The following is an 8,367-nucleotide window of genomic DNA, read 5'->3' as shown; positions in this document are numbered from 1 at the left end:
GTCGGTGGCGTCCAGCTCGACCTTGCGCACCCGCACGATCTCCGGGGTCACCTCGACGCATTCGTCTTGCGCGCAGAATTCCATGGCCTGCTCGAGATCGAGTTCGAGCGGCCGGGCCAGCGTTTCGATGACATCGGCGGTCGACGACCGCATGTTGGTCAGCTTCTTCTCGCGGGTGACGTTGATGTCGAGATCCTCTGCGCGCAAGACGAATGCGTCGAGGTGACCCCGGAGATCGTGCGGGTGCGCAAGGTCGAGCTGGACGCCACCGCCCGGGCCCGCAGCCGGTCGCGCGCCAAGGCGCGGGGTTAACACCGGGGTGGTTGGGCGGGCTGCTGTGCGGTTGCTCGATACCCTGATCAGCGTGCCGAGACGAGTCCGCCGTTGGTTCATGGTGCTGGGCGGACTGATCTTTTTGGTCGGACTCGTGCTCTCGGCCTGTACGGTCAACCCGCCGCCGGCGCCGCAGAGCACCGATACGCCGCACAACTCCGTGCCGCCGCCACCGCGGGTCAGCGAGATCATCATGGGCATCGACTCGATCGGGGCCGGCTTCAACCCGCACCTGCTGTCCGACCTGTCCCCGGTGAACGCGGCGATCAGCGCGCTGGTGCTGCCGAGCGCCTTTCGGCCGGTCCCCGACCCCAACATGCCGACCGGTTCCCGCTGGGAGATGGACCCGACCCTGCTGGTGTCGGCCGAGGTGACCGGCCAGAACCCGTTCACGGTGACCTACAAGATCCGGCCGGAGGCGCAGTGGACCGACAACGCGCCGATCGCCGCCGACGACTTCTGGTACCTGTGGCACCAGATGGTCAGCCAGCCCGGGGTCGTCGACCCGGCCGGGTACGACCTCATCACCGGCGTGCAGTCCCTGGAGGGCGGCAAGCAGGCGGTGGTCACCTTCGCCGAACCGTATCCGGCGTGGAAGGAGTTGTTCAGCAACATCCTTCCGGCCCACATCGTCAAGGACGTGCCCGGCGGTTTCGCCGCGGGTCTGGCCCGGGCGCTTCCCGTCACCGGCGGCCAGTTCCGGGTGGAAAGCATCGATCCGCAGCGCGACGAGATCCTGGTGGCCCGCAACGACCGCTACTGGGGACCGCCGGCCAAACCCGCGCTCATCTTGTTCCGCCGCGCCGGGGCGCCGGCCGCGCTGGCCGATTCCGTGCGCAACGGCGACACCCAGGTGGCGCAGGTGCACGGCGGCTCGGCGGCCTTCGCGCAGCTGTCCGCCATCCCCGACGTCCGGACCGCTCGGATCGTGACGCCGCGCATCATGCAGCTCACGCTGCGGGCCACCGAACCCAAACTGGCGGACACGCAAGTCCGTAAGGCGATCCTGGGGCTGCTCGACGTCGACCTGCTCGCGGCCGTCGGCGCCGGCAGCGACAACACCGTCACCCTGGACCAGGCCCAGATCCGGGCGCCGAGCGACCCGGGCTACGAGCCGACCGCGCCACCGGCGATGACGACCCCGGCGGCGCTGGCGCTGCTGGAGGGGGCCGGCTACAAGGTCGACCCCAACACTTCGGCTTCGGCGGCGCCGCCATCAGCCCCGCCGAACACCGGGCCGCCCGAGGTCATCCGCGGCCGGATCAGCAAGGACGGCCAACAACTTTCGCTGGTGATCGGGGTGGCGGCGAACGATCCGACCTCGGTCGCGGTGGCAAACACCGCCGCCGACCGCCTGCGCAACGTCGGCATCGCCGCGACCGTGCTGGCGCTGGACCCGGTCACCCTCTATCACGACGCGCTCAACGACAACCGGGTCGACGCGATCGTCGGCTGGCATCAGGCGGGTGGCAACCTGGCGACCCGGCTCGCCTCCCGATACGGTTGTCCCGCACTGGAATCCACCCAGGTGCCGATCTCCAACGGGCCGGCACCCGCGCCGTCCGCCCCCGCCGGTCCCACGCCGTCCACCGGGGCGCCCGCCACGTCGACGACGCCGACGACCACGCCGCCGCCCAGCCGCCCGGCCGATCCCAACGCCCTGGTGCAGGCGCCGTCGAACCTCACCGGGATCTGCGATCGCAGCATCCAGTCGAACATCGACGCCGCCCTGAACGGCACCAAGAACATCAACGACGTGATCACCGCGGTCGAACCGCGCTTGTGGAACATGGCTACCGTGCTGCCGATCCTGCAGGACACCACGATCGTCGGGGCCGGCCCGAGCGTGCAGAACGTCAGCCTGTCCGGTGCGGTCCCGGTCGGCATCGTCGGCGACGCCGGCCAGTGGATCAAGACGGGGCCATAACGCCCGCGCGGTCAGTCGGCGGGACGCGTTGCGCGCGGCGGGATCACGGTGTCGACGATGAGCGCCAGCTCGCGCCGGTTCGGCGGCGAACCGTTCAGCAGGAAGTGCTGGTTGATCAGAGCCGACCCGATGCGGGCGGTGAGCGGGGTGACCGTCGTCGGATCGAGGTCACCGTCGTCGATGGCCGCCTGCAGGATCGATTCCACGATTTGCATGCGCGGCCGCACCACTGCGTCGGCGAAGATGGCCCGCATCTCGGGCTCGTGCAACAGCTGATGGATGACGTCCAGGCCCGGGAAGCCGGTCTTTCCGGCCAGTAGGTCGCGCTGCGCGGTGAACATCGCCAGCAGGTTCTCCCTGGCCGACCGGCCGGAACGCAGCTCGGGCAGCGGCGGTAGCGCGAACACCAAAGCGGCGTGCACCAGCTCGCACTTGGTGTCCCAGCGTCGGTACAGGGCGGCCTTGCCGGTATGGGCGCGCGCCGCGATGCCCTCCATGGTCAGGCCGCCGTAACCGACCTCGGTCAGCTCGGCCAGGGTGGCCTCGTACAGGGCGCGTTCGAGGACCTCGCCGCGCCGGCGGCTTCGGCTGCCGGTCTGGTCTGCGTCCGTGAGCTGGGGCACTCCTTGATAGTAGCCGTGCGCGTTCCTACCTGCCGCTTACCGGTGGGTAGCGGCCGGACTGCCCGAATCGTCGCGGCTGCCGTAGGGTGCCGTCCATGCCTGAGACGCCGCGGCTACTGTTCGTCCACGCGCACCCCGACGACGAAAGCCTCGGCACCGGCGCCACCATCGCCCACTACGCCGCCCGTGGCGCCGATGTCCGGGTGGTCACCTGCACGCTGGGCGAAGAGGGCGAGGTGATCGGCGAACGATGGGCCGAACTGGCCGTCGATCGCGCGGACCAACTCGGCGGCTACCGGATCGGCGAACTGACCGCCGCGCTGCGGGCGCTGGGCGTGGGCGAGCCGCACTACCTCGGCGGCGCCGGCCGGTGGCGCGATTCGGGCATGCGCGGCACGCCGGCGCGGCACCGGCAACGCTTCATCGACGCCGACGACCGCGAGACCGTCGGCGCGCTGGTGGCCGTCATCCGCGAGCAGCGCCCACACGTCGTGGTGACCTACGACCCGGCCGGCGGCTACGGCCATCCCGATCACGTTCACGCGCACCGCATCACGGCGGCCGCCGTGGCGGCGGCGGTCGCCGGAGCCGGCGCCGCCGACTTTCCCGACGAGCCCTGGGCCGTGCCGAAGTTCTACTGGTCGGTCTTCGCAACGAGCGCCTTCGAAGCGGCCATGGACGCGCTGACGCCCGAGGATCTGCGGCCCGAATGGTCGATCCCGCCGAAGGAGGAGTTCACCTTCGGCTACGCCGACGAGGACATCGACGCCGTCGTCGAGACCGGCCCGGAGGCCGTGGCCGCCAAGCGGGCGGCGCTCGCCGCGCACGCCACCCAGGTGGTGGTCGGACCGACCGGTCGCGCCTGCGCGCTGTCGAACAACGCGGCGATACCGATTCTGGGGCAAGAGCACTACGTCCTGGTCGGTGGCGCGGCGGGGGAGCGCGACGGGCGGGGCTGGGAAACGGACCTGCTCGCAGGGCTTGAGTTTCCGCCGGCCCCGACGCGGTAGGCTGCCAATCAGGCAGCCACGGAAGGAATTCGCATGGACCCCGACCTGGACCCTAATCAGCAACACTGGCAGGACCGGCTGGACAACCTACAGTGGGTTATCGGCTCCATCATGTCCAACATCGACAGCGTCCCGACCTGACCGAAACCAAGCCACGCGTCGCCTCCGTTGACGACAGCGGCGCGACCGACCCCGCGATCCGTTTCGTCGTATTGGCCCTCTTGGCGGTCGACGGGGTGCTCTCCGCACTTGCCGGAGCCCTGCTGCTGCCTCTCTACATCGGGACGGTCCCGTTTCCCATCAGCGGACTGATTTCCGGACTGGTCAACGCGGCGCTGGTGTGGGCCGCCGGCCGCTGGACCCGTTCGCCCCGGTTGGCGGCGCTGCCGTTGTGGACGTGGCTGCTGACCGTGGCGGTGATCAGCATGGGTGGCCCGGCCGACGACGTGATCCTGGGCGGCCGCGGCCTGATGGCATACGCGGCCTTATTGCTGCTGGTCCTGGGGGTGGTACCGCCGGTCTGGGTGCTGTGGCGGCGCGGGCAGGGCGTCTGACGGTCGGCCGGGATGTCGCCCGCTTGCCGACGCGGGGGTGCCGCTACTGTTGACTGTTGCCCATACGGGACCCGCCAACGGGTGCCACGATTTCACATGTTGGGACGCGCGGATGAAATTCGATCGTGGGGAAGTTACACCAAGGTGCTGTTGACTCCGGGCGAGGAGCCTACCGCTCTGCCCAACCCTGTGGTGCCGGCCAAGGTTTCTCCGGAAGCCCCGCGGAAGGCCGGTGCATCGGCGCTGCGGCGGGTGCTGCGACGGGCTCGAGACGGCGTCGCGCTGAACGTCGACGAGGCGGCGGTCGCCATGACCGCGCGCGGCGCGGACCTCGCCGACCTGTGTGCCAGTGCGGCCCGGGTGCGCGATGCGGGTCTGGAATCGGCCGGCCGGCGCGGGCCGGGCGGCGGGCTGCCGATCACCTACTCGCGCAAGGTTTTCATCCCGGTCACCCACCTGTGCCGGGACACCTGCCACTACTGCACCTTCGTCACCGTCCCGGGCAAGCTGCGCGCCCAGGGCGCCGGCATGTATCTCGAGCCCGACGAGATCCTCGACATCGCCCGCCGCGGGGCCGAACTCGGTTGCAAGGAAGCACTATTCACCCTCGGCGACCGGCCCGAGGATCGCTGGCCGGAGGCCGTCGAGTGGCTGAGCGAACGCGGCTATGACTCCACGCTGTCCTACGTGCGCGCGATGGCGATCCGGGTGCTCGAAGAGACCGGGCTGCTGCCGCACCTGAACCCCGGCGTGATGAGCTGGTCGGAGATGGCCCGGCTCAAGCCGGTGGCGCCCTCGATGGGCATGATGCTCGAGACGACGTCACGGCGGCTGTTCGAGACGAAAGGGCTTGCGCACTACGGCAGCCCGGACAAAGATCCGGCCGTGCGGCTGCGCGCCCTGACCGACGCGGGGCGGTTGTCGATCCCGTTCACCACCGGCCTGCTGGTCGGCATCGGCGAGACGCTCGCCGAGCGCGCCGACACCTTGCATGCGATCCGCAAGGCGCACAAGGAGTTCGGTCATGTGCAAGAGGTGATCGTGCAGAACTTCCGGGCCAAGGAACACACCGCGATGGCCGCCGTTCCCGACGCCGGCATCGAGGATTACCTGGCCACGGTGGCGGTCGCGCGCCTGGTCCTCGGCCCCGGGATGCGGATTCAGGCGCCGCCCAATCTGGTGTCGCGCGACGAGTGCCTGGCCCTGCTCGGCGCCGGGGTGGACGACTGGGGTGGGGTGTCGCCGCTGACGCCCGACCACGTCAACCCCGAGCGGCCGTGGCCGGCGTTGGACGACTTGGCCGCCGTCACCGCCGAAGCCGGTTACGAGCTGGTCCAGCGGCTGACCGCGCAGCCGAAATACGTGCAGGCGGGCGCGGCGTGGATCGACCCGCGGGTGTCCGGACACGTTGCGGCGCTGGCCGATCCGGCGACCGGTCTGGCGCGCGACGTCAACCCGGTGGGGCTGCCCTGGCAGGAGCCCGACGACGTCGGCTCCTCGGGCCGGGTCGACCTCAACGCGGCCATCGACAGCGAGGGCCGCAACACCGAGACCCGCAGCGACATCGACAGCGCCTTCGGCGACTGGGAATCGATCCGCGCGCACGTCAACGAGCTGGCCGCGCAGGGCGCCAAAGCGCCAGAACGGCTGGACACCGATGTGCTGGCCGCGCTGCGGTCCGCCGAACGCGACCCCGGCGGCTGCTCTGACAGCGAATACCTGTCCCTGGCCACCGCCGACGGCCCCGCGCTGGAAGCGGTTGCCGCGCTTGCCGATACGCTGCGCCGCGAAGCCGTCGGCGACGACGTCACCTTCGTGGTGAACCGCAACATCAACTTCACCAACATCTGCTACACCGGTTGCCGGTTCTGCGCGTTCGCGCAGCGCAAGGGCGACGCCGATGCATACTCGCTGTCCACCGAGGAGGTCGCCGACCGCGCGTGGGAGGCGCACGTGCAGGGCGCCACCGAGGTGTGCATGCAGGGCGGCATCGACCCCGAGCTGCCGGTCACGGGCTACGCCGACCTGGTCCGCGCGGTCAAGGCGCGGGTGCCGTCGATGCACGTGCACGCGTTTTCCCCGATGGAGATCGCCAACGGGGTCACCAAGAGCGGGCTGAGCATTCGCGAGTGGCTGATCAGCCTGCGCGAAGCCGGGCTGGACACCATTCCGGGCACCGCCGCCGAGATCCTCGACGACGAGGTGCGCTGGGTGCTGACCAAGGGCAAGCTGCCGACGTCGCTGTGGATCGAAATCGTGACCACCGCACACGAGGTCGGGCTGCGGTCGTCGTCGACCATGATGTACGGCCACGTCGACAGCCCGCGGCACTGGGTCGGCCACCTCAACGTGCTGCGCGACATCCAGGACCGCACCGGCGGTTTCACCGAGTTCGTGCCGTTGCCGTTCGTGCACCAGAGCTCACCGCTGTACCTGGCCGGCGCGTCGCGTCCCGGACCCACCCATCGGGACAACCGCGCCGTGCACGCGCTGGCGCGAATCATGTTGCACGGCCGCATTTCCCAGATCCAGACCAGCTGGGTCAAGCTCGGCGTGGAGCGCACGCAGGTGATGCTGCGCGGCGGCGCCAACGATCTGGGCGGCACGCTGATGGAGGAGACCATCTCCCGGATGGCCGGTTCGGAGTACGGCTCGGCCAAGACGGTGGCGGAGCTTGTCGCGATCGCCGAGGGCATCGGCCGCCCGGCGCGGCAACGCACCACCGACTACACGACGCTGGCCGCGTAGTTCGCCTTCTTGTCGGTGCCGTCGGGTATACCGGGGGTCGTGAAGCGACAGATTGATGACGATCGATTCCCCGAGTGGCGGCCGTTCGCGGATGCGGTGCGCCGGCACGGACCCGACGCCGGCACCTGGTGTGAGGCCTGGACGGTGCGCGACATCGTCGTCCACCAGGCCGGAAACGCCGAAGAGCTCGCGCGGGTGTTCGGCGCCCACCTGGACGGCCAGCCCGTAGCCACCCGCAGCTTCGAGGAACGCGAAGGCCCCCTGCGCGCCCTGAACGACGCGGACCTGTGGGACGCGCTGACCGACCGGATGGCCACCCTCACCGAGGTCGCGGTGGCGGCCGAGGCGCTGCCCGCCGACACCGACGTCGCCTGGACCGGCCGCACCATGAAGGTGCCCTGGTTCGCCGAGCACATGCGCGAAGAGTTGGTCCTGCACAGCTGGGACATCACCGGGGACGAACCGGCCGCCCAGGCCCGGCTGGCCGAGCCGTGGATGACCACGCACAGCGTCCTCGCGGTGGGCAGGCCGCTGCTGGTGAAGGGGGCCAAGCAGCTGAAACCCGGCGAGCGAATCGACGCCCGGCTGCGAGCCGACGGCACCGACGACGTCGTACTGGCCGCGGACCCGGATCAGATCACCATCGGGCTCGCCGAGCCGGAAGGCCCGGCCACCCTGGAGACCGACGCGGCCGCGCGGGTGCTGCTGCTGTGGGGCCGGCGGCCCGCCGATCCGTCACGCATTCGCAGCCGCGTCGGGCCGGAAACCCTGGGGCGCGTGCGCCGCCTGCTCGGCGGCTACTGAACCGCTTCGTGCGAAGCGATCGGCTCAGTAGTTGTTACAGGTGACCGCGACCTGGTTGATGTCGTCGTAGTACTTCTGCGCCGACGGCATGGCCTGGATCTGCTGGGCCATCTGCTGACGCTTCGGCGGCGGCGAGGCCAAGAAGTTGCGGATATAGGACTGCGCCACCGGCGACGAGTTCAGCTGTTGGGCAGCTGCCGGGTCGGTCGCGTTCAGCGCCGCGATGACCTGCCCGTAGTTGCAGGTGGTGTTGATGATCGCGTCGGTGGGATCCGCGGACGCGATCCCGGCCGCGGCGCTCAACGCCACCGCCGCGCTGCCAACCGCAACGCCCAATTTGCTCAACGACAGCCTCATGTGTGGACACC

The 8,367-nt window shown here is 70.2% G+C and carries 7 protein-coding genes and 2 pseudogenes; 6 read left to right on the top strand and 3 right to left on the bottom strand.

The window, feature by feature from the left end; genetic code table 11:
- Nucleotides 1–204, bottom strand: a pseudogene (locus A5624_RS11685) (translational GTPase TypA); the annotation flags it as partial.
- Between A5624_RS11685 and A5624_RS29020 the strand changes: the two are divergent.
- Together A5624_RS29020 and A5624_RS11680 are read left to right on the top strand one after the other, a co-directional pair.
- Nucleotides 196–312 (top strand): annotated as a pseudogene (locus A5624_RS29020) (hypothetical protein); the annotation flags it as partial. The pseudogenes A5624_RS11685 and A5624_RS29020 overlap by 9 nt on opposite strands.
- A gap of 46 nt (nucleotides 313–358) precedes the next feature.
- Complete coding sequence (locus tag A5624_RS11680) at nucleotides 359–2,260, top strand: ABC transporter family substrate-binding protein (RefSeq protein ID WP_197497859.1); 1,902 nt, start codon at nucleotides 359–361, stop codon at nucleotides 2,258–2,260.
- Nucleotides 2,261–2,271: 11 nt separating this feature from the next.
- On the opposite strand, the gene A5624_RS11675 is transcribed toward A5624_RS11680, so the two are convergent.
- Nucleotides 2,272–2,883, bottom strand: coding sequence for a TetR/AcrR family transcriptional regulator (locus A5624_RS11675; protein ID WP_066866245.1), 612 nt, complete (start codon nucleotides 2,881–2,883; stop codon nucleotides 2,272–2,274).
- Between the two features lie 95 nt (nucleotides 2,884–2,978).
- On the opposite strand from A5624_RS11675, the gene mshB reads away from it, so the two are divergent.
- The 4 genes from mshB to A5624_RS11655 all read left to right on the top strand — a co-directional run bounded on the left by mshB (nucleotide 2,979) and on the right by A5624_RS11655 (nucleotide 7,999).
- Nucleotides 2,979–3,893, top strand: a complete 915-nt coding sequence (gene mshB, locus A5624_RS11670) for an N-acetyl-1-D-myo-inositol-2-amino-2-deoxy-alpha-D-glucopyranoside deacetylase (protein WP_066866243.1) — start codon at nucleotides 2,979–2,981, stop codon at nucleotides 3,891–3,893.
- Between the two features lie 92 nt (nucleotides 3,894–3,985).
- Nucleotides 3,986–4,447 (top strand): hypothetical protein, encoded by a 462-nt coding sequence (locus A5624_RS11665; protein ID WP_066866241.1) that lies wholly within the window; start codon nucleotides 3,986–3,988, stop codon nucleotides 4,445–4,447.
- A 96-nt stretch (nucleotides 4,448–4,543) separates the two neighbouring features.
- Nucleotides 4,544–7,195, top strand: a complete 2,652-nt coding sequence (locus tag A5624_RS11660; protein ID WP_082984688.1) for a bifunctional FO biosynthesis protein CofGH — start codon at nucleotides 4,544–4,546, stop codon at nucleotides 7,193–7,195.
- A 39-nt stretch (nucleotides 7,196–7,234) separates the two neighbouring features.
- Nucleotides 7,235–7,999 carry a maleylpyruvate isomerase N-terminal domain-containing protein gene (locus tag A5624_RS11655; protein WP_066866237.1) on the top strand — a complete coding sequence of 255 codons (765 nt, stop codon included), beginning with the start codon at nucleotides 7,235–7,237 and terminating at the stop codon, nucleotides 7,997–7,999.
- A 24-nt stretch (nucleotides 8,000–8,023) separates the two neighbouring features.
- Here A5624_RS11655 and A5624_RS11650 read toward each other — a convergent pair whose 3' ends face one another.
- Nucleotides 8,024–8,356: a hemophore-related protein gene (locus A5624_RS11650; RefSeq protein WP_066866235.1), complete on the bottom strand. Its 333-nt coding sequence runs from the start codon at nucleotides 8,354–8,356 to the stop codon at nucleotides 8,024–8,026.
- Between the last annotated feature and the right edge of the window lie 11 nt (nucleotides 8,357–8,367).

Source organism: Mycobacterium sp. 1482292.6 (genome assembly GCF_001672995.1).
Taxonomy (GTDB): domain Bacteria; phylum Actinomycetota; class Actinomycetes; order Mycobacteriales; family Mycobacteriaceae; genus Mycobacterium; species Mycobacterium europaeum_A.
The sequence above is the reverse complement of the archived record's forward strand: the minus strand, read 5'-3'. Positions and strand labels throughout refer to the sequence as shown.